General features: G+C 71.5%; 20 protein-coding genes. 10 read left to right on the top strand and 10 right to left on the bottom strand.

The window, feature by feature from the left end; translation table 11 throughout:
- Nucleotides 1-31: 31 nt before the first annotated feature.
- From ACK1X7_RS17305 to ACK1X7_RS17295, 3 genes are all read left to right on the top strand, one after another.
- Entirely contained in the window at nucleotides 32-2263 is a 2232-nt protein-coding gene (locus ACK1X7_RS17305) for an MMPL family transporter (RefSeq protein WP_413115304.1), read from the top strand.
- Between the two features lie 150 nt (nucleotides 2264-2413).
- Entirely contained in the window at nucleotides 2414-3820 is a 1407-nt protein-coding gene (locus ACK1X7_RS17300) for a sensor histidine kinase (RefSeq protein ID WP_413115303.1), read from the top strand.
- A 59-nt stretch (nucleotides 3821-3879) separates the two neighbouring features.
- On the top strand, nucleotides 3880-4557 hold the full coding sequence (locus ACK1X7_RS17295; protein WP_216346566.1) for a response regulator transcription factor: 678 nt from the start codon (nucleotides 3880-3882) through the stop codon (nucleotides 4555-4557).
- Nucleotides 4558-4606: 49 nt separating this feature from the next.
- Here ACK1X7_RS17295 and ACK1X7_RS17290 read toward each other — a convergent pair whose 3' ends face one another.
- The 3 genes from ACK1X7_RS17290 to ACK1X7_RS17280 form a co-directional block, all read right to left on the bottom strand.
- A complete protein-coding gene (locus ACK1X7_RS17290) occupies nucleotides 4607-5713 on the bottom strand; it encodes a hypothetical protein (protein WP_413115302.1) in 1107 nt (368 codons plus the stop codon).
- A gap of 71 nt (nucleotides 5714-5784) precedes the next feature.
- The gene (locus ACK1X7_RS17285) at nucleotides 5785-5976 is read right to left on the bottom strand and encodes a YegP family protein (RefSeq protein ID WP_385142248.1); all 192 of its coding nucleotides are present in this window, start codon (nucleotides 5974-5976) and stop codon (nucleotides 5785-5787) included.
- 174 nt (nucleotides 5977-6150) lie between these two features.
- Complete coding sequence (locus tag ACK1X7_RS17280) at nucleotides 6151-6795, bottom strand: GNAT family N-acetyltransferase (RefSeq protein ID WP_385142245.1); 645 nt, start codon at nucleotides 6793-6795, stop codon at nucleotides 6151-6153.
- 102 nt (nucleotides 6796-6897) lie between these two features.
- Here ACK1X7_RS17280 and ACK1X7_RS17275 point away from each other — a divergent pair, with 102 nt between their 5' ends.
- The 3 genes from ACK1X7_RS17275 to ACK1X7_RS17265 all read left to right on the top strand — a co-directional run bounded on the left by ACK1X7_RS17275 (nucleotide 6898) and on the right by ACK1X7_RS17265 (nucleotide 8493).
- Entirely contained in the window at nucleotides 6898-7107 is a 210-nt protein-coding gene (locus tag ACK1X7_RS17275) for a helix-turn-helix domain-containing protein (protein ID WP_018087470.1), read from the top strand.
- Nucleotides 7107-7871: a Clp protease N-terminal domain-containing protein gene (locus tag ACK1X7_RS17270; RefSeq protein WP_390793303.1), complete on the top strand. Its 765-nt coding sequence runs from the start codon at nucleotides 7107-7109 to the stop codon at nucleotides 7869-7871. The genes ACK1X7_RS17275 and ACK1X7_RS17270 overlap by 1 nt, the downstream gene beginning before the upstream one ends.
- 73 nt (nucleotides 7872-7944) lie before the next feature.
- Nucleotides 7945-8493: a GNAT family N-acetyltransferase gene (locus ACK1X7_RS17265; RefSeq protein WP_413115301.1), complete on the top strand. Its 549-nt coding sequence runs from the start codon at nucleotides 7945-7947 to the stop codon at nucleotides 8491-8493.
- A gap of 44 nt (nucleotides 8494-8537) precedes the next feature.
- Here ACK1X7_RS17265 and ACK1X7_RS17260 read toward each other — a convergent pair whose 3' ends face one another.
- Nucleotides 8538-8804, bottom strand: a complete 267-nt coding sequence (locus ACK1X7_RS17260; RefSeq protein WP_385142235.1) for a hypothetical protein — start codon at nucleotides 8802-8804, stop codon at nucleotides 8538-8540.
- A complete protein-coding gene (locus ACK1X7_RS17255) occupies nucleotides 8801-10147 on the bottom strand; it encodes a S8 family peptidase (protein ID WP_413115300.1) in 1347 nt (448 codons plus the stop codon). The genes ACK1X7_RS17260 and ACK1X7_RS17255 overlap by 4 nt, the downstream gene beginning before the upstream one ends.
- Nucleotides 10148-10459: 312 nt before the next feature.
- On the opposite strand from ACK1X7_RS17255, the gene ACK1X7_RS17250 reads away from it, so the two are divergent.
- Nucleotides 10460-10618 (top strand): hypothetical protein, encoded by a 159-nt coding sequence (locus ACK1X7_RS17250; RefSeq protein WP_385142230.1) that lies wholly within the window; start codon nucleotides 10460-10462, stop codon nucleotides 10616-10618.
- A 130-nt stretch (nucleotides 10619-10748) separates the two neighbouring features.
- Here the strand turns inward: ACK1X7_RS17250 and ACK1X7_RS17245 are convergent, their stop codons facing one another.
- Entirely contained in the window at nucleotides 10749-11435 is a 687-nt protein-coding gene (locus tag ACK1X7_RS17245) for a DJ-1/PfpI family protein (protein ID WP_385142227.1), read from the bottom strand.
- Between the two features lie 286 nt (nucleotides 11436-11721).
- On the opposite strand from ACK1X7_RS17245, the gene ACK1X7_RS17240 reads away from it, so the two are divergent.
- On the top strand, nucleotides 11722-12087 hold the full coding sequence (locus ACK1X7_RS17240; protein WP_385142224.1) for an MmcQ/YjbR family DNA-binding protein: 366 nt from the start codon (nucleotides 11722-11724) through the stop codon (nucleotides 12085-12087).
- 30 nt (nucleotides 12088-12117) lie between these two features.
- On the opposite strand, the gene ACK1X7_RS17235 is transcribed toward ACK1X7_RS17240, so the two are convergent.
- Nucleotides 12118-12591: a carboxymuconolactone decarboxylase family protein gene (locus ACK1X7_RS17235; protein ID WP_119988263.1), complete on the bottom strand. Its 474-nt coding sequence runs from the start codon at nucleotides 12589-12591 to the stop codon at nucleotides 12118-12120.
- Between the two features lie 121 nt (nucleotides 12592-12712).
- Complete coding sequence (locus tag ACK1X7_RS17230) at nucleotides 12713-13657, bottom strand: amidohydrolase family protein (protein WP_385142221.1); 945 nt, start codon at nucleotides 13655-13657, stop codon at nucleotides 12713-12715.
- Nucleotides 13658-13716: 59 nt separating this feature from the next.
- Between ACK1X7_RS17230 and ACK1X7_RS17225 the strand changes: the two genes are divergently transcribed.
- Entirely contained in the window at nucleotides 13717-14244 is a 528-nt protein-coding gene (locus ACK1X7_RS17225) for a MarR family winged helix-turn-helix transcriptional regulator (protein WP_390793305.1), read from the top strand.
- Nucleotides 14245-14309: 65 nt separating this feature from the next.
- Here ACK1X7_RS17225 and ACK1X7_RS17220 read toward each other — a convergent pair whose 3' ends face one another.
- On the bottom strand, nucleotides 14310-14513 hold the full coding sequence (locus ACK1X7_RS17220; RefSeq protein ID WP_216346575.1) for a hypothetical protein: 204 nt from the start codon (nucleotides 14511-14513) through the stop codon (nucleotides 14310-14312).
- 310 nt (nucleotides 14514-14823) lie between these two features.
- Here ACK1X7_RS17220 and ACK1X7_RS17215 point away from each other — a divergent pair, with 310 nt between their 5' ends.
- Nucleotides 14824-17802 carry a PQQ-dependent sugar dehydrogenase gene (locus ACK1X7_RS17215; protein ID WP_413115299.1) on the top strand — a complete coding sequence of 993 codons (2979 nt, stop codon included), beginning with the start codon at nucleotides 14824-14826 and terminating at the stop codon, nucleotides 17800-17802.
- 86 nt (nucleotides 17803-17888) lie between these two features.
- Here ACK1X7_RS17215 and ACK1X7_RS17210 read toward each other — a convergent pair whose 3' ends face one another.
- Nucleotides 17889-18866, bottom strand: a complete 978-nt coding sequence (locus ACK1X7_RS17210; RefSeq protein ID WP_413115298.1) for an SGNH/GDSL hydrolase family protein — start codon at nucleotides 18864-18866, stop codon at nucleotides 17889-17891.
- Nucleotides 18867-18892: the final 26 nt, after the last annotated feature.

Raw genomic sequence — 18892 nt, 5'->3', positions numbered from 1 at the left:
ATCGGCGCCCCCGCGCCGGAAGCCTGGGGGCATGCAGACGACATCGTCAGGGATCCCGAGCGATCCCCAACCATCGGACGCGCCGCCGCCCGCCGCGGCCGGGCCGCCCTCCGGACCCGCGCCCGGCGGCAAGCGGCGCCGCTCACTGCCCTGGGCGCTCATCGCGGGCTGGGTGCTGCTGCTCCTCGTCGCCGTCCCCTTCGCGGGCAAGCTCGAGGGCGTCAAGCGGGACACCGCCGTCGACTACCTCCCGGCGGGCGCCGACTCCACCCAGGTGGCCCGGCTCCAGGAGCGGCTGCCCGGTGGCGACACCATCGACCTCGTCCTCGTCTACCACCGCGACGGCGGGCTGACCGACGCCGACCGTAAGGCGGCCGGCGGGAAGGTCGCCGAGGTGGCGGGGCGCCACGACATCGTCGGTGGGCAGGCCCCGCGCGCCATACCGTCCAAGGACGGCACGACCCTGATGTACCCCATGGCGCTCACCGGCGTGACGGACGAGAAGGAGCGGGCGGACGCCGTCAAGGACGTCCGCGCCGAGCTGGCTTCCCACCCCGAGGGCCTGAGCGTCCAGGTCGGCGGTCCAGGGGCGCTCAGCGCCGACTCCCAGGAGGTCTTCGCCTCCACCGACGGCACGCTGATGTTCGCCACCGCCGGAGTGGTCGCCCTGTTGCTGATCATCACCTACCGCAGCCCCCTGCTGTGGCTGGTTCCGCTGGGGGTGGTCGGCGTCGCCGCCATGGCCGCCATGGCGATCGTCTACGGCCTCATCCAGGGCTTCGGCCTCGTCGTCACCAGCATGAGCTCCTCGATCATGACCGTGCTGGTCTTCGGCGCGGGCACCGACTACGCCCTGCTGATCGTCTCCCGCTACCGCGAGGAGCTCCGCCGCCATCGCGCCCCTTACGACGCGATGCGTGAGGCCCTGCGCGGCTGCGGTCCGGCCGTGCTCGCCTCCAGCGGCACCGTCGCCGCCGGGCTGCTGTGCCTGCTCGCCGCCGACCTCAACAGCAGCAGCGGACTGGGCCCGGTCGGCGCGGTCGGGGTCGTCTGCGCCCTCGCGGCCATGATGACGCTGCTGCCCGCGGTGCTGGTGCTGCTCGGGCGGCGGGTGTTCTGGCCGCTGATCCCGGCCTACGGCAGTGAGCCGCGGGCGACCCGGCGCGGGTTCTTCGAGGCGATGGGCGGCTCGGCCCGCCGCCGGCCCGGAGCCGTCCTCCTCGGCGGTGCCGCGCTGCTGGGCGCCCTCGCCATCGGCGTGCTCAGCCTGCCCGGCGACCTCAAGCAGGAGGACACCTTCACCGACAAGCCCGAGTCGGTGGCCGCGACCCAGACCCTCGCCCACGCCTATCCGGACAGCAGCAGCCAGCCCATCAGCGTGATGGCGCGCACCGCGGGGGCGGACGAGGTGCTGCGGCGGGCGCGCGACACGGAGGGGGTCGCTCGGGCGGACCGCGGGCGCAGCGGCGGCGGCTGGACGGAGATCGACGTCTTCCCCCAGGGCGCCCCGCAGTCGGCCGGGGAGACGGCCACCCTGCACGCCCTGCGCTCCGGTCTCGTACGGGTCGAGAACGCCGACGCGGTCGTCGGCGGGCCCAGCGCCCAGCAGCTCGATCTGAAGGACACCAACGCCCGCGACCGGATGCTGGTCATCCCGCTGGTGCTGATCGCCGTGCTGCTGATCCTCGCGGCCCTGCTGCGCAGCCTCGTCGCGCCGCTGGTCCTGGTCGTCGCCGTGGTCGCCGTATGGGGCGCCGCGATGGGAGTCGGCGGGCTCGTCTTCGACCCGGTCTTCGGCTTCGCCGGGGTCGATGCCGGGCTGCCGCTGCTCTCCTTCGTCTTCCTGGTCGCCCTCGGCGTCGACTACGGCATCTTCCTGATGCACCGGATGCGGGAGGAGTCGCTGCGCGGGGCGGATGTCGCGGACGCGGCCGTGACCGCGCTGCGCACGACGGGCGGGGTGATCGCCTCGGCCGGTCTGGTGCTGGCGGCGACCTTCGCGGTGCTGGCCACGCTGCCGATGGTGATGCTGGTCGAGATGGGGTTCGTGGTGGCGGTCGGCGTGCTGCTCGACACGTTCCTCGTGCGGACGTATCTGGTGACGTCGGCGAGCCTGCTGCTGAAGCGGTGGGTGTGGTGGCCGGGTGCCCTCTTCCGCCGTACGCCCGCCTCGTCCGTCTCGCACGCCTCCTCGGCCTCGGCCGACCAGGCCGGCGCCTCCGGCCCCGAGGCCCCTCCCGAACCGGCCGTACGCGGCGGCTGAGGCCGCCTCTGAGCCCGGACCGGCCGCACAGGGGACGGCCGGTCCGGAACCCCCTTCGTACCGCCCGTACGTACCGCCCTCCCGCGCACCGCCCGTTCGTACCGCTCGTTCATACCGCCCTATGGATCGGCCCGAGGCGGATCCCCGAGGATGGAGCCCGTGCCCGCACCTCCCGCGACCCACCCCGCGACCGCCCCACCGGCGCACCCCGGCGCGCGCTCCGCCGCGCACTTCACCGCCCACCGTGCGCTCGCCTCCGTGCTGCGCGCCCTGCACAGCGGCCCCCGCCCCGCCGAGACCCGGGACGAGGCCCGCAGGCGGCGGCGGGTGGACGCCGCGATCGCCGGTGCGGTGCTGGTCCTACAGATCACGCTGGCCCTGCTCAACCTCGACCGGAACGGCCATCGCCCCGACGCGATCGGCTGGGCGCTGCTGACCGCAAGCGCCGTGGCGCTCGTGGGGCGGCGGCACAGCCCGATGGTGGTCACCGCGGCGGTGGTGCTCATGGTCGGGCCGTACCACGCCATGGGCAACGTCCATATCGCGGTCGTCCCGGCCGGGCTCCTCGCCGTCTACACCCTCGCCGTGATCGGCCCGCCGCTGCGGTCCTTCCTTACGGTCGGCATCCTGCTCGCGGCCATGGTGACGATGATGACCGTGGGCAGCAATGTGCAGGCCGGCGCCGACATGCTGCGCAGCTCCGGCTGGGTGCTGTCGGTCGTGGTGATCGGCGAGGCGATCCGTATCCACCGTAAGTACATCGCCGCGATCCTGGAGCGGGCCGAACGCGCCGAGCGGACCCGTGAGGAGGAGGCTGCCCGGCGGGTCGCCGAGGAACGGCTGCGCATCGCACGCGATCTGCACGATCTGCTCGCGCACAGCATCACCCTCATCGGCGTTCAGACCTCCGTCGCGGCGCACGTCCTGATCGCCGACCCCGAGCGGCTGGACCGCGAGGCGATGGCCAAGGCGCTCGACGCGATGGCCGACACCTGCCGGGACGCCCGCGCCGAGCTGCGGGCCACCCTCCAGGTGCTCCGCGGGGGCGCGGGCGGCGACGCCGAAGGCGCGGACGAGGAGGACATCGGCCCGCTGCCGGGGCTCGCCGGACTCGCCGACCTGGCCGCGGCGGCGGAGGCGGCGGGCGTACGCGTGGACCTCACGGTCGGCGTGGAGGGGGCCGAGCTGTCGCCCGCCGTGGGCGCGGCCGCGTACCGGATCGTGCAGGAGGCCCTGACCAACGCCGTCCGCCACGCACCCGGCACACGGGTGCGGATCACGCTCGTACGGGACGAGGGGGAGCTGTGCGTCGCCGCCGTGGACGACGGCCCCGGCGGCGACAGTGAGCCCCTTACGGCGCCCACGGAACCGGGCTATGGCATCGTCGGCATGCGCGAGCGCGCCCGCAGCGTCGCGGGCACCTTGACCGCCGGACCGCGCGAGGACGGCCCAGGCTTCGCGATCAGGGCCGCGCTGCCGTGGGGCAGGGGCGGCGCACCCGGCGGCCGTACGGGCACCGCACAGACCGCCGCAGCGCCCAGGGAGGCCACCGCATGACGACCGCACCGGACCCGGCGTCCGGCACCACCTCACCGGACTCGGCATCCGGCGCCGCCGTGCCGATCAGGGTGCTGCTCGCCGACGACCAGAGGCTGGTCCGGTCCGCCTTCGCCATGCTGGTCTCCTCGGCCCGCGACATGGACGTGGTCGGGCAGGCGGGCACCGGCCGTGAGGCCGTCGAACTGGCTCGCACCGCCCGCGCCGACCTCGTGGTCATGGACATCCGGATGCCCGATCTCGACGGCATCGAGGCGACCCGCCGCATCGCCGCCGACGAGGACCTGGCCGGTGTCAAGGTCCTCGTCCTGACGACCTACGACACCGACGAGCACATCGTCGAGGCGCTGCGCGCGGGCGCGTCCGGCTTCCTGGTGAAGGACACCCGGCCCGCCGAACTCCTTGACGCCATACGGACCGTGGCGGCGGGGGAGTCCCTTCTCTCGCCCGGCCCCACCGCCCGCCTCATCGCCCGCGTCCTGCGGCTCCCGGACGCCCCGCCGCCCGGCGCCCCGGCCCCCGCCGCACTGGCCGCGCTCTCCGAGCGCGAACGACAGGTGCTCGCCCTCGTCGCCCGCGGCCTGAACAACGCCGAGGCCGCCCAGACCCTCGGTCTCTCACCGCTCACCACCAAGACCCATGTCAGCCGCATCATGGGCAAGCTGGGCGCCCGCGATCGCGCCCAACTGGTCATCGCGGCCTATGAGTCCGGCCTGGTCACCCCGTCCCGCTCCTGACCGGGCGCGCCCGCACCGCGGGGCGCTCGTCCCGAACGCCCCGCCCCGGTCAGTCCGCCTCGCGTCGCCCCCAGCCCTCCCGGTACGCCGCCCAGTCGTCGTCCGTCGCCGCGTAGTCCACGTACAGCGCCACCCCGAAGCGCTCACGCCGCCGGTCCTCGCGGCCGAGGCCGAGGCGGGCGCCGCGGACCGCGGCCGGGACGGTCTCGGCCCAGGCGTGACGGCCGAAGTTGTCGGTGTGGTAGCCGGGGAGCCCCATCAGCAGGTCCGTGGTCGGCGGGGTGACCTCGAGCGCGAGTTCCGTCTGCTGGGCCACATAGCCGCCGTAGAGGCTCTCCAGCGGCATCGAGGTGTCGTACGACATCACCGCGATCTGGTCGACCCGCCGTGCCACCTGCCCGAAGTACGACTGCGACCACCACTTGGGATGGCCGGTGAGGAACCCCGCGACCGAGTGCAGGGCGGGCAGCGGGTCGATCTGGTGGGCCGCGACCGACAGCGGGACGTGGCGGGGACGGGTGAGGGCGTGCAGCGCGTCGAGGAGGGCGAGATAGGCGCGGTCCTCGGAGTGCAGCGGCTCCAGGTCGAAGTGGACGCCGTCGAACCCCGCGTCCAGCACCTGCCGCGCCGAGCCCACGATCCGCGTGTGGTTGTCGCCGTCGGCGAGGCTGAGCCCGGTCGGGCCCTCGGTGTCCAGGACGTCGCCGAGCCACGCCTGGACGCGGACGCCGGGCAGTTCGCGGTGCACCGCCTTCAGCAGCCACCCCACTTTCGGGTAGCGCCCCTTGGGCAGGGTGCCGTCATGCTCCAACGGGCCCGCGTGGACGTACAGATCGCGGATCCCGGTGCCGCGCACCCGCCGCACCAGCCCCTGGAGTTCGGCCTCGCCCTTGCGGCCGTCCACCCAGGCGTGTCCGAGCCATACGGCGTCCCGGCCCCGGGTCTGCGTACCGGGCCCGGGATCGCCCGCGTACAGCAGCCGCAGGGAGATCCCGGCGGCGAGTACGGCCAGCACCAGGCAGCCGACGAGGGCGGCCGCGATCCGCTTGGGCCATCTCAGCCGCGGATGGCGCCAGCGGTGCAGGAACGCCTTGCGCAGACGCCGGAGCGAGGCGCGCCCCTTGGCCAGAGGCTTCGCTATATGAGGTTTGACCACGGAAGGGAGGGTAACCAGCGCCGTGCGAACTCGGTTGCCCGCACGAGGGCGTGGCTACCCGGCCTTCGCGCCTACATCTTGTCGCGCGGGATTTCCTTGATCTCGGCCGTCGGGGCGTTCTTCTTGACGGATTCGACGCCCTTCTGCGCGGCCGACTTGGACTCGTAGGCTTCGCCGACGGCGATGATCTCGCCGTTGCCCGCCTTCAGCCGGAAGCGGTGCTTGCCGCCCTTGTCCTCGTAGATCTCGAACTTGCCCGCCATGGATGCCACCTCCATTAGCCGCACCGGCCCCCTCAAACCACCGTAGAGCGGGCGATGCGGCCTCGCACTCTCGCATCGGGGTGCGTCAGGACGCGTCAGGACGCATCAGAGGGGCGTCGGGGCTCATTGAGGCCCATCGAGGCCATCAGGGCCCACCAGAGCCATCAGGCCCCGTCATGGAGCGCCGAACAGCGCGCGGCACGGCTCCAGTCCGGTCATCTCGACCGAGGTGGTGCGATGCTCCTCCCAGGCCGCGCGATCCAGCCGCAGCCGCTGAAGGGTGCGGGCCTCGCCCTTCACGGCGAGCACGGACAGCCCGTCGGGGCGGTAGCCGAGCCGTCGGGAGACCCCCAGCGAGCGGCCGTTCTCCACCATCGCGCCCGAGGTCAGGGACAGCGCGCCCAGGCCCTCGAACGCCAGGTGCGTCACCGCCGCCCGCATCTCCGTGCCCAGGCCCTTGCCCTGATGGGCGACGCCCAGCCAGGAACCCGTCTCGGCCTCCCGCGTGACCGCGAATTCGGTCGCGGACAGGTCCTGCCGCCCGATCACCACGCCCTCGTGCAGCACCGCGAAGCTCAGGGTCCACTTCTCCGGCCGCCACTCGGCGATCGTGCCCAGCAGATGCTGGAAGGAGCTGCGTCCGCGCTCCTCCGGGGGCGCGTCGGTCCAGGGGATGCCGAAGGGCATCTCGGCCGGGTCATGCACCCCGTCCGCCGCGACCGCGGCGAGTTCGTCGAGGAGGTGGAGGTCGGGAAGCCGCAGTTCCAGGCGCGGCGTACGAAGGCGAAGCCCGTACAGGGGCCAGTAGTGGGGGTCCATGACGGGAGGCTGCCGGATGTACGGCTGCCCCGTCGAACCAATTACGCGCTCATTCGTCAACCCATGTTGACGGCAGGCGAGGCGTCAACCTACATTGACAGCATGACCGAAGCAACGGATCTCGCCGAGCGCGCGGGCGACCGGGACCCCCGGGTCGGACTGCGTGCCGTCGCCGCGCTGCGCCGACTGCTGGAGCAACTGGAGGCCGTGCAGGTGCGCAGCGCCCGCGCCCAGGGCTGGTCGTGGCAGGAGATCGCCGCCGAACTGGGCGTCAGTAGGCAGGCGGTCCACAAGAAGCACGGGAGGCGTTGATGTTCGAGAGGTTCACCACCAGTGCCCGCGAGGTCGTACGCGGCGCTGTCCGCCACGCGGAGGACGCGGGCGCCGAAACGGTCGGCGAGGCCGAGCTGCTGCTCGCCCTCCTGGACCGTACGGGCGGCAACCGTACGGGCGGCAGCGGTGCCGACAGCAGCCGTACGGAGGGCGGCGGCGGCCGTAAGGAGGGTGGCGGCGGCCGTAAGGGCGGCGCCCGTGCCCGTAGCGACCGTAAGGGCAGCCCCGCCGCCGAGGTGCTCACCGCCCTCGGCGCGCACGGCCGCCGAGCCTCGATCGAGCGGGCCCTGGCCGATGTCCGGCGGCGCGGGGGCATCACCGGCGCCGATGTGGAGGCGCTGGCCGGGCTCGGCATCGATGTGGACGAGATCGTCGCGCGGGTGGAGGAGGCCCATGGCGTGGGCGCCCTCGCCACGGCCGGATTCACCCCCGACTCCACTCCCGAATCAGCTCCCGACTCCACCCCCGGCCCCACTCCCGGATCCGCTCCCGGAGCCGCCTCCGCACGCCCTCCCCGCCGCGGCAGGCGCCCCCTGCGCCGCCCGTTCTCCCGGGAGGCCAAGTCGGTGCTGGAGCGCTCGCTGCGGATCGCCCTCGCCCGCGGCGACAAGTACATCGGCGATGAGCATCTGCTGCTCGCCCTCACCGCCCGCCCCGGTGTCGCCGCGCATGTGCTGGCCGACCACGACGTGACGTACATCCAGGTGGAACGGGCCCTCTCCGTCCGCGCCACGAAGGGCTGACCCCGAAGCCCGTCCCGCGCGACGGCGCACAATTGGTTTGCGACCGCACCGCTTTGGGACGCATCCTGACCCGATGTTGATCCGACGAGAGACCCGCTCCGACATCGACGCCATCCGGGCCGTCACCTCGGCCGCGTTCGCGAAGTCGGACACCTCGGATACCACGGGCACCCCGGACACCCCGGTCCCGGTCGAGACCACGCTGCTGGACGAACTCCGGGTCAGTGATGACTGGTTGCCCGCCCTGTCGTTCGTCGCCACCGGCGACCGTGACGAGGTGATCGGACATGTCGTCTGCACCCGCGGCCATGTCGGCTCCGACCTGGCCCTGGCCCTCGGTCTCGGACCGCTCAGCGTGCACCCCGCCTATCAGCGCCGCGGTGTCGGCCAGGCGCTGGTCCATGCGGTGCTCGGCGCCGCGGACGCCTTCGGTGAATCTCTGGTCGCCCTGCTGGGCAGCCCCGCCTACTACGGCCGGTTCGGCTTCCGCCCGTCGACCGACTACGGCATCACGGCCCCGGATCCGGCCTGGGGCGACTACTTCCAGGTCCGGACCCTGACCGCCTATCAGCCCACCCTCAAGGGTGCCTTCGCGTACGCCGAACCGTTCAACCACGTCTGAGCCGGCAGCCCGCTCCCCGCAGCCCGCATCCCGCTGCCCGCGGCTCACTGGATCGGCGAGTCGGGCGGCGGCGGCAGCCGGACGATCTGTTCCCGGTCCACCGACTCGACGCCGTCCACCGCCGCCAGGACCGGGATCCGGTCCTCGGCGATGGTCCCGGACAGCGAGCCGAGTATCCGCTGCTCACCGGTGACCGTCAGCCCGACCCGGCGCGCGGCCTCCACGACCTGGGCGAACCGGTCCGGGGCGACCGAGAGGATGACCCCGACCGGCCCGGACCGCGCCGCCTGCCCCACAGCGTCCCCGCTCACGGGGCCTGGAGGAGACCCGAGCCGACGTCCGCGGCCGGTTGCGCCAGCGGATGGGCCCCGGACCGCAGACGGGTGCCGAGGTCGGCCGCCGATGCCTCCGGATGCGCCTGGGCCAGCAGCGTGACGACACCGGCGGCATGCGGCGCCGCCATACTCGTGCCGCTCATCGTCTGGTACGTCCCGCCGGGCGCGGCCGAGAAGATGTCGACCCCGGGCGCCGCGATATTGACCTCCCCGCCCTCGCCGTTGATGGCGCCGCAGGAGAAGAACGCGGTCCCCAGGTCCTTGCCGAGCGCCGCCACCGCCAGGATGGACGGGCAGTTGGCGGGCCGCCCCACCGGCGCCACGAAACCGGGCCGCCGGCTCTCGTTGCCCGCCGCGGCCACGATCACGGTGCCGCGCCGCAGGGCGCGCAGCGCCACGTTCTCGTAGGTCTGCGGGAACAGTTCCCCGGGCTCCACCGGAGCCCCGAGCGACATGGAGATCACCCGGGCGCCCTGGGAGACCGCCCAGGCCATCCCGGCCAGGATCTGGCCGTCGGAGCCCACGCCCTGGTCGCTGAGCACCTTGCCCACCAGCACCCCGGCCTCACCGGCCACGCCGTACCGCGGCGCGTGCCCGGGTTTGGCCGGACCGGCCACCGTGCCGACGCAGTGGGTGCCGTGGCCGTGGCCGTCCTCGACACTCGCCCCGGGCACGAAGGAGGCCGTCGCCTCGACGCATTCGGTCAGATCCGGATGGTCGGTGTCCACCCCGGTGTCGAGCACGGCCACCTTCACCCCGCTGCCGGTCAGATGTGACCAGTTGGCGCGGATCCCCTGGAGCCCCCAGGTGGCGTTCTGCTCGTCCCACGCCGGTCCCAGCGAGGTGGCGAGCTCGGCCCGGGTGTGCCGGGTCACCTCGTCCTCGTCGCTGCGGTACGTCGGGAAGAAGCCGGTCAGCGTGTGGTGCGGCTCCGTGATCACCGACGCGTACACCACGCGCTCCGGCTCCGTCGCGATGATCGTCGGCTCCGCCTCCGCCGTGGTGACCAGCGCATGGCGCTGGTCCGGCTGTACATCGACGACGGCGACGCCGAGTTCGTCGAAGATCACCGACACATCGGGCCGCGCCAGCAGCTCCGCCGCCCCGGGTTCCGCCCCGCGGACGCGTTCCACGGACGCGATCCCGACGGACGAGCGCAGCGCCTCCATCCCGCGCTCGGTTTCCTGCTGATCGAGCAGGACCACATACCGCCCGGTGTACTCCGTCGGCTGCGTCCCCAGCGGCATACCGGCCTGCGGCGGCCGCTCCCCGTTCGGGCCGTTGCCCATGGGCCCCACGGGCCCAGGTCCGTTCGTCATTGCCTTCTCCGCTCCTGTGCGCGGTCGCGTTCAGTGCGTCCCCCCGGATCGCGGACACGCGCCACCGCGCGGAAATCCAGGCCCTACGGACGACGGTCCGGTGCTTCCGTGTACCGGCGCGGTCCTGCGCGTCTTCTTCAACCCCCGCGTTCTCCCACGCCCCCGTATCCCCCTTATGTCCACCGTCACCCCGCACGTGGGGGGCCGCAACTCGGGGTCCGGGGCCCACTGGAAACCGCTTTGGCCGGTCGGCAGAGGGGTTCCCGGCGTGACACGCCACGGTCGGACACCGTTCGGTCACTCGTTCACCAGGTGCTGAGCGACGTCGACTTCACCCGGGGCCGCGTACGGGCACTCATGCCGGAGACGCTCTCGGTCATGGCGAGGGACGCGGCGGAGCTGATGCCGGGCCGAATCGGCGACAGCACCCTGTTCCGCGGCGCCCTGGAGGAGATGGCAGCCGGCCGGTGATCTGGTGAGAGAGCCCCGCCTGGCCGGCGCCTACCGGAACATCGCGGTCGGCCTCCTCGTGCTCGAACGTCGTGCGGAGGGCACGATCGTGCCCAATGACACGATCGTGCTGGTCCGCGTGTAAGCGGTGCTACGGCTGAGCCACTCCGCGCTGCTCCAATGCCCGCGAGACGGCGCGGGCGATGGTTTCGTCGATGCGTTCGCCGAACGCGGCAACCGCGAACTCGGCGAATCGGGCCACCACGTCGGGCCCGGCGCCCTCGGGGGAACCGGCGTCGAAGGGCGGCTGGGGGTCGTACTCCATGGCCAGTTGGGAGAGTTTCGCGGCGTCCTCGCCGAGGATGCGCGCGACGAGGGTGAGCCCGAAGTCGATACCCGCGGTCACACCGCCGCCGGTGGCCCGGTTCCGGTCGATGCACACGCGCTCGTTCGACACCTCGACGCCGAACCGCGCCAACTGGTCCCGCGTGGCCCAGTGGGTCGCGGCCCGGTAGCCGTCGAGCAGGCCCGCCGCGGCGAGCGCGAGCGAGCCGGTACAGACCGAGGTGATGTACGAGGCCGTACGGCCATGGTGCGCGAGGAAGTCGAGCTTGGCGCGGTCGAGCAGCACCTCGTCGATACGTCCGCCGGGTACGAACAGGATGTCCAGGTCGGCGGGGCAGTCCTGGAGGGTGACCGTCGGCAGGACGGCCAGGCCGCTGTCGGACGCCACGGGGTCGAGTGAGTGCGACACCAGGTGAACCCGCATGCCCGCACTCGCGAAGGCCAGATGCGGACCGACGAAGTCGAGCGTCGTATGCCCTCCGTACAGCAGCATGCCGACGTCCATCGGACGCGCGGCCGCGCCTGCCCGCGGACCGTGCCCCCGTGCCGTCTGCGTCGTCGTATCGCCCGCCAACTCGAACCTCCGTGGTGTGCCGAAAGCGCGTGGAATCGCGCTTTTCGGCAGGTTATGCACGGGCCGTGGCATCAACCACGAGCGTTTCTGCCGAGCCGCCACGGATTCTCGCCAGTCGGCTGTCGGAGGCACGGGCTACGGTGGATTCGTTGTCGCACACCTTGAGGGCCTGCCCCCTTTCGGCCGAGTACGAGGAGAATCCGGAGTGACCCCCGAACAACTGCGGTCCTTCTGCCTCTCCTTCAACGCCGTGCTGGAGGAGTTCCCGTTCTCCCGTCACCCGGAGGTCTCGACCTTCAAGGTGCTCGGCAAGATCTTCGCCCTGACGACGCTGGACGCCCGCCCCCTCACGGTGAATCTGAAGTGCGACCCGGCGGACGCGGGCCGGCTCCGTGAGGGGCATCCGGAGCTGATCATCCCGGGGTGGCATATGAACAAGCGCCACTGGAATACGGTGACGGTCGACGGCGGCCTCCCGGACCGGCTGGTCCGGGAGCTCATCGAGGACTCCTACGACCTGGTGGTCGCGGGGCTGCCGAAGGCCGAGCGCCTCCGGCTCGACCGCCCATGAGGGCTTCCGACGGCGGACGCCGGACCGGTCTCAGCCGAACTGGCCGGGCTGGTAGTCGCCGGCGGGCTGCTGGACGATGACGTTCAGGCGGTTGTAGGTGTTGATGATGGCGATGATGGCCACCAGCGCGGCGAGCTGTTCCTCGTCGTAGTGCTTGGCCGCGTTCGCCCACGCCTCGTCCGTGACACCACCGGCCGCGTCGGCGATGCGGGTGCCCTGCTCCGCCAGCTCCAGGGCGGCGCGCTCGGCGTCGGTGAACACCGTGGCCTCCCGCCAGACCGCGACCAGGTTGAGGCGCGTCGAGGTCTCCCCGGCCTTCGCGGCATCCTTGGTGTGCATGTCGGTGCAGAAGCCGCAGCCGTTGATCTGGCTGGCGCGGAGCTTCACCAGCTCCTGCGTCGCGGCCGGGAGCGCCGAGCCCGTGACCGCCTTGCCCGCGGAGTTGATGTGCTTCAGGAACGTGCCGAGGAGCGGGTTGCCGAAGAGGTTCAAGCGAGCATCCATGATGGGCTCTCCTATGCCGTTGCGGTTGCTGTGCTGACACCTCCCTGACGGAACGGCTCGGGGTGATGTGACAGGACCGCGTGTGACCTGCGTCTCCCACTCAGTGGCGAGGTAGGCGGCGTCAGCGGACGAGGTGGGGGAAGAGCGCCTCCGCGTTGCCGCGGTCGATGGCCTCGGCCTGGCCGGGGGCGTAGTCGGGGTAGGTCTCCAGGTAGTGGTTGTAGTAGGTCCCGGCGTCCTGGGGCGCGAAGGGCCAGTCGCTGCCGTAGACGACGTGACCGGGCTCGGCGAAGGCCAGCAGCGCGGGCAGGGCGCTGGGGCTCGCGGACAGGGCGGTGTCGAAGTAGAACCGCTTCAGGTCGCGCAGGATGTCCTCGGCCTCGCGCTCGCGGTCGACGACGGTGGAGGTCAGGCCGGAGAAGCGGTACGCGGCGTAGGGCAGGAAGCCGCCGCCGTGGGAGAGGATCACCCGCATGTTCGGGTAGCGGCTCATGACGCCGTTCAGCACCAGGTTGAGGGCGGTGCGCGTGGTGTCGAAGACGTAGTCGGCGAGCGGGGCGGGGGTGCCGGGCAGCAGCGGCATCGGCGGCTGGGCGGGGTGGACGAAGACGGTGGCGCCGCGGCGGTCGATTTCGGCCCACAGCGGTTCGAAGTCGGGGTCGCCGAGGTACTTGCCGTGGGTGTTGGACATCAGGACGACGCCGTCGGCACCCAGGGTGTCCAGCGCGTGCGCGGTCTCGGCCAGGGCGGCGTCGACGTCGGGCAGCGGGACGCTGGCGAAGTGGCCGAAGCGGCCGGGGTGGCCCCTGACGACCTCGGCGCCGTACTCGTTGACCGCGCGGGCGAGGTCGCGCGCCTGCGCGTCGCTGCCCAGATGGACGCCGGGGGAGGTGACCGACAGCACGCCGGTGGCGATGCCCTGCTGATCCATCATCGCGATGGCGTCGGTCGGGCTCCAGGCGGGGATGGCCCAGCCGCCGGAGTCGAGGCCGTGCGCGGCGAGGGTTTCGGCCCAGATGGGCGGGACGATGTGCTGGTGGACGTCGATACGGGCGGGGAAGGTCATGATGATGAGCCTCCTAGTAGTTAGCTTGCTAATCAATCTTATTTAGTAAGCTAACAATCATGCGAGAGGCAGGCAACCAAGAGGCGGGCGAACCAGCGGCCGGTCCCGCGCCGGAACCGGCCCCCGAGGCGGGCGTGGAAGACCTGGCCCAGGCCGCCGACCGGCTCTTCTACGCCATGCGTCGCTCGCGGGCCGCCACCGTCGGCCAGTCCGCGGTCGGCCTGTCCATGCCGCAGGTGGCCCTGCTCGGCCCCCTGGCGCAGGACGCCGAGGGGGACGGCCTGCCGGTCGGCCGCCTCGCGGCCGGTGCCGAGGTCAGCGTGCCCACCGCGACCCGTATGCTCCAGCAACTGGAGGCCAAGGGCGTGATCACTCGGCGTCGCTCCCCGCAGGACGAGCGCCAGGTCCTCGTCCGCCTCACCGAAGAAGGCGCCGAACGCCTCGCGGCGATGCGGGCCGAGCTAAGGGCGCGCCAGTACGAGGCGCTGTCGCAGTTCACCCCGCAGGAGCGCCACGCCCTGGCCGCGCAACTGCACCGCCTGACCGGCATGATCAGCGCAACCACCCCGGGCCCGGCGGGCGCTTGATCCATTACGGGGCCCAGGCGATATCGGCATCCTCGGACAACCGACCTTCACATCGTGAGGAGTTCTCAGTCCCGGAACGAACCGTCCGCCCTGCGCGAGTGCCGCGACAGCAGGTGCTTGCACTGCGGGCAGTGCCGCCTGAACCCCTTCTTGATCAGATAGCTGATGCCGATCGTCACCACATGCATCAGCCCCACCGCCGCGTTCTGGAGCAGCCGCCCCAGCCACGACCTCGTACATGTCTCGCAGTCCCGGCAACCGTCCGCCATGGCGCATGCCCCCCACTCGTCATCCGTTGTGCCCGTGCTGACCTGCTCCGTAGAACCAGTGTGCGCAATGGAGAACGCCGCACGGCGGCCAACTGCCGCCCCACCGCCAGGTTGTGACCGCCCCAGATCGCACCCAGCACACGGCTGTGACATCGCGGATCGCGCGGATCGCGCGGATCACTTCGTGCATGGCCCGTACATCCATGGCGCACACACCAAGTTCCGCACCATGCACGCCTCTTGACGTGAACGCGTCGCTACGCGTCACTGATAGGAACCTTTCCTATCAGTCTGTCCCGGAGGAAACCCTGTGGCGCCCATCCCCCGCAGACCGCGCCGAGCGGTCGGTGCCTTCCTGGCCGCGGCCACCGCGGCCTTGACCATCACGCTGCCGAACATCAGCGCGGCCCAGCCCTCCGACGCGAAGGCCGCCGCCGCATCCGTGCGGTACGAGGCCGAGTCCGCGGTCATCTCCGAGGGCGCGGCCGAGTCCAACCACGCCGGCTACTCCGGCACCGGCTTCGTCAACTTCGACAACGCGGCCGGGACCTACGTCGAGTTCACGGTGAACGCCCCGGCCGCGGGCAGCGCCACCCTGACCCTCGGCTACGCCAACGGCACGGCCGCCGACCGCCCCCTGGACATCGCCGTCAACGGCGACCAGGCGGTGGACAGCCTGGCGTTCCCGTCCACCGACACCTGGACCAACTGGGAGTCCGTGACCACCACGGTCACCCTCAAGGCAGGCGCCAACACCATCCGCACCACCTCGGCGGCGGCCGAGGGCGGCCCCAACCTCGACTACATCGACGTCACCGCCACCGACGGACCGGCCGGAACCGACTACGAGGCCGAATCCGCCAAGATCTCCCAAGGCGCCGTCGAGTCCAACCACGACGGCCACTCCGGCACCGGATTCGTCAACTTCGACGTCGTCACCGGCGCCTACGTCGAATTCACCGTCGACGCGGCACAGGCCGGCCCCGCCCGGCTCGACTTCCGCTACGCCAGCGCCTCCGCCGACCGCCCGCTCGATATCGCGGTCAACGGCGGCACCGTCGCCGACGACCTCTCCTTCCCGGCGACCGGCGCCTGGACCACCTGGAAGACGGTCAGCGTGAACGCCACGCTCAAGGCCGGAAGCAACACGGTCCGCGCGACCACCTCCGGCGCCGACGGCCCCAACCTCGACAAGCTGACCGTCACCCCGACCGGCCCCGCCGACACCGAGCGGCCGACCGCCCCCGCGAATCTGCGCAAGGACAAGGAGCCGACGGCCACCACCGTCTCGCTGGCCTGGGACGCGGCCACCGACAATGTGGGCGTCACCGGCTACGACATCTATCAGCACGGCCAGTTGATGAAGAAGGTCGGCGCGGACGTCCTCGCGGCGACCGTCGAGAACCTCGACCCCGAGACCTCGTACGACTGGACCGTCTTCGCGCGGGACGCGGCCGGGAACGCCTCCGAGGCGTCCAACGCCGTCACCATCGCGACCCTGCCCGCACCGCCCGACACCGAGCCGCCGACCGCCCCGGCCAACCTGACCTCCCCCTCGAAGACGGCCACGACCGTGGATCTGGGCTGGTCGGCGTCGAGCGACAACGTCAAGGTCACGGGCTACGAGATCTACCGCGACGGCGTTCTGTCCGGCACCTCGGAGACCACCTCCACCAGCGTCGCGGGGCTGACCCCGAACACCGCGTACGCCTTCAAGGTCAGGGCGTACGACCTCAAGGGCAACAAGTCCCCCTTCACGCCCGAGATCACGGTGACCACCTCCGGAACCCAGCCGGGCGGCACCCCCGACCCCGGCACGGTCAGCACCATCGCGAGCGGGGTGGACGTGGCCTGGGGCCTGGGCTTCCTGCCCGACGGCACCGGCATCTTCACCGAGCGCAACACCTTCAACGTCTACAAGCTGACCAAGTCCGGCACCAAGACCCTGGTCGGTAAGGTGCCCAACTCCCAGACCACCGGCGGCGAGGGCGGTCTGCTGGGCCTCGAGATCTCCCCGACCTTCGCCACCGACCACTACCTCTACTTCGTGCACACCTCCAGTGAGGGCAACCGCATCGCCCGGATGACGCTGGAGAACAACACCCTCAGCGGCTACAAGGTGCTGCTCCAGGGCATGGAGAAGAGCCGCTTCCACAACGGCGGACGGCTGCGCTTCGGCCCCGACGGCAAGCTGTACGCCTCCATGGGCGACGCCCAGACCGAATCGCGGGCGCAGGACCGGAACTCGCTCAACGGCAAGATCCTCAGGATCAACCCCGACGGCTCGATCCCGTCCGACAACCCCTTCGGCAACGCCGTCTGGTCCCTCGGTCACCGCAATCCGCAGGGCCTGGACTTCGACTCCAAGGGCCGCCTGTGGGAGTCCGAGTTCGGCAACAGCGTCATGGACGAGGTCAACCTCATCCAGAGGGGCGGCAACTACGGCTGGCCCAACTGCGAGGGCACCGACGGCGACTGCTCGAACGCCGGCTACATCGCGCCGAAGAAGACCTGGTCCACCTCCTCGGCCTCGCCCAGCGGCCTGACGATCATCAATGACCATGTCTTCGTCGCCACCACCGTGGGCAAGCGCGTCTACCGCATGCGCATCGACTCCTCCGCCAACCTCGTCGAGCAGAAGACGTACTTCCAGGGCACCTACGACCGGCTGCGCACGGTCGAGGTCGACCACGACGGCGACATCTGGCTCACCACCTCCACCGACAAGGACGGCACCGACGGCAACGACCGCATCCTGCGGATCGACATCGTCTACTCCGACGACGGCACCGCCGGTGACTTCAAGCTCAGCAGCAGCGCCTTCAAGGACAACGCGACCATCCCGGACCGCCACACCTGCGCCGGCGACGGCACGGCGGGCCAGGACCCCTCACCCCCGCTGGCCTGGGGCGCCGGAACCACCGGCGCACGCGGCTGGGCCATCGTCTTCGCCGACGTCGCGAACAGCGGCAACAAGCTCCACTGGGCGATCTGGGACATCCCGGCGGCCAAGCTCTCCCTGCCCGAGGCCCTGGGCTCCGGCTTCAACGTCCCAGGCCAGGACGGCGCCAAACAGAAGGCCATGGGCAGCGGCGCCAACGCCCAGCAGTACTTCGGCCCCTGCCCCGGCGGCTCGACCCATCCGTACACCTTCACGCTCTACGCCCTGAACAGCGCGACCGTCCCCGGAATCAACTCCGGTTCGTCGATGGCCCAGATCGAGACGGCGATCAAGAACGCGAGCACGGCGAACGTGAAACTGCGCGGCAACTCGGACGCGGGAACGTAATCCATCGGTCCGGAACGTGAACCGCCTCCGGCTGTGGTGCCGGAGGCGGTTCGTCATGGGACGGCGGGCTGGTCGCCGTATGCGGGTCAGCCCACGCCGATGGCGTCCAGCATTGCCGCCGAGACGTGATCGGCGGCGTTGCGGTGGCCCCTGGCGTTGGGGTGTACGAGGGCCGGCTGGTCAGGGACGCGGGTGAAGATGCCTTCCACCCACTTGCCGGTGTCGCAGACGCTGTGGTTCTGGGAGGAGTCGTAGAGGTCGACGAAACGGGCGGCGTCGTGTGTGGCGACCGACTTCTCGATCACCTTGTTGAGAGGTTCCATGACGTCCTGGCGCAGCCAGTCCAGGTCGCCCGGGGTAATCGAGGCGAACTGTTCCAGGTCGTTGTACCGGCACTTGGAGGTGTCCTTGGGGATGACCGTGGGGTAGCCAACGGCCAGGATCTTCGCGTGCGGGGCGCCCTCGTGGAGCACGGTGAGCATCTCGTCGTAGTCCCTGCTCGCTTTGTTCAGCCGGCTGGGGATGTCCCCGGCGAGGTCGTCCCGACACGGGGTGCCCACGCCGCCGCTGCCTCCGCCCAGTTGCAGACATTGGAAGAGGATGTCGGCGAAGCCGAGGGTGTTGCCGCCCGCGCCGACGGTGACCACGTCGGTGCCGGGGTCCACCGCCGCGGACTGGGGAGGCACCGCCGGGAACGGGTAGTCCGGGTCCTCGGAGAAGGGCGGCAGGTGACGGCCGATCGGCTCCTGTGCCCTGAAGGTGACGTTCTCGATCGTGGCGGCGCCGCAGCTCACGTTGGTCAGCTCGAAGAGCGAGCCGAGGTCGCGGTCGATGACCTGCGGGTAGGACTGGTCGGTGCGCTCGCAGCCGTCGCGGGGCACTTCGAAGGTGTCGCCCGCGGCGGGGATGACCCCGGCGGTGTAGGAGTCACCCAGAGCGGCCCACTGGTAGGCCGCCGCCGCGGCGGCGGGTTGCGCTCCAGCGAGTTGCGTGGGCGCGAGGGCGCATGCGACGAGAACTGCGGCCGAGCCCAACATGGCCAAACGTGTGCGGGAACGTGCCATGAATCCTCCAGGGATACGACGTTGGC

This window comes from Streptomyces sp. CY-1, assembly GCF_047218265.1.
GTDB classification, from domain to species: domain Bacteria; phylum Actinomycetota; class Actinomycetes; order Streptomycetales; family Streptomycetaceae; genus Streptomyces; species Streptomyces niphimycinicus.
This window is presented reverse-complemented; position numbering and strand designations above follow the sequence as displayed.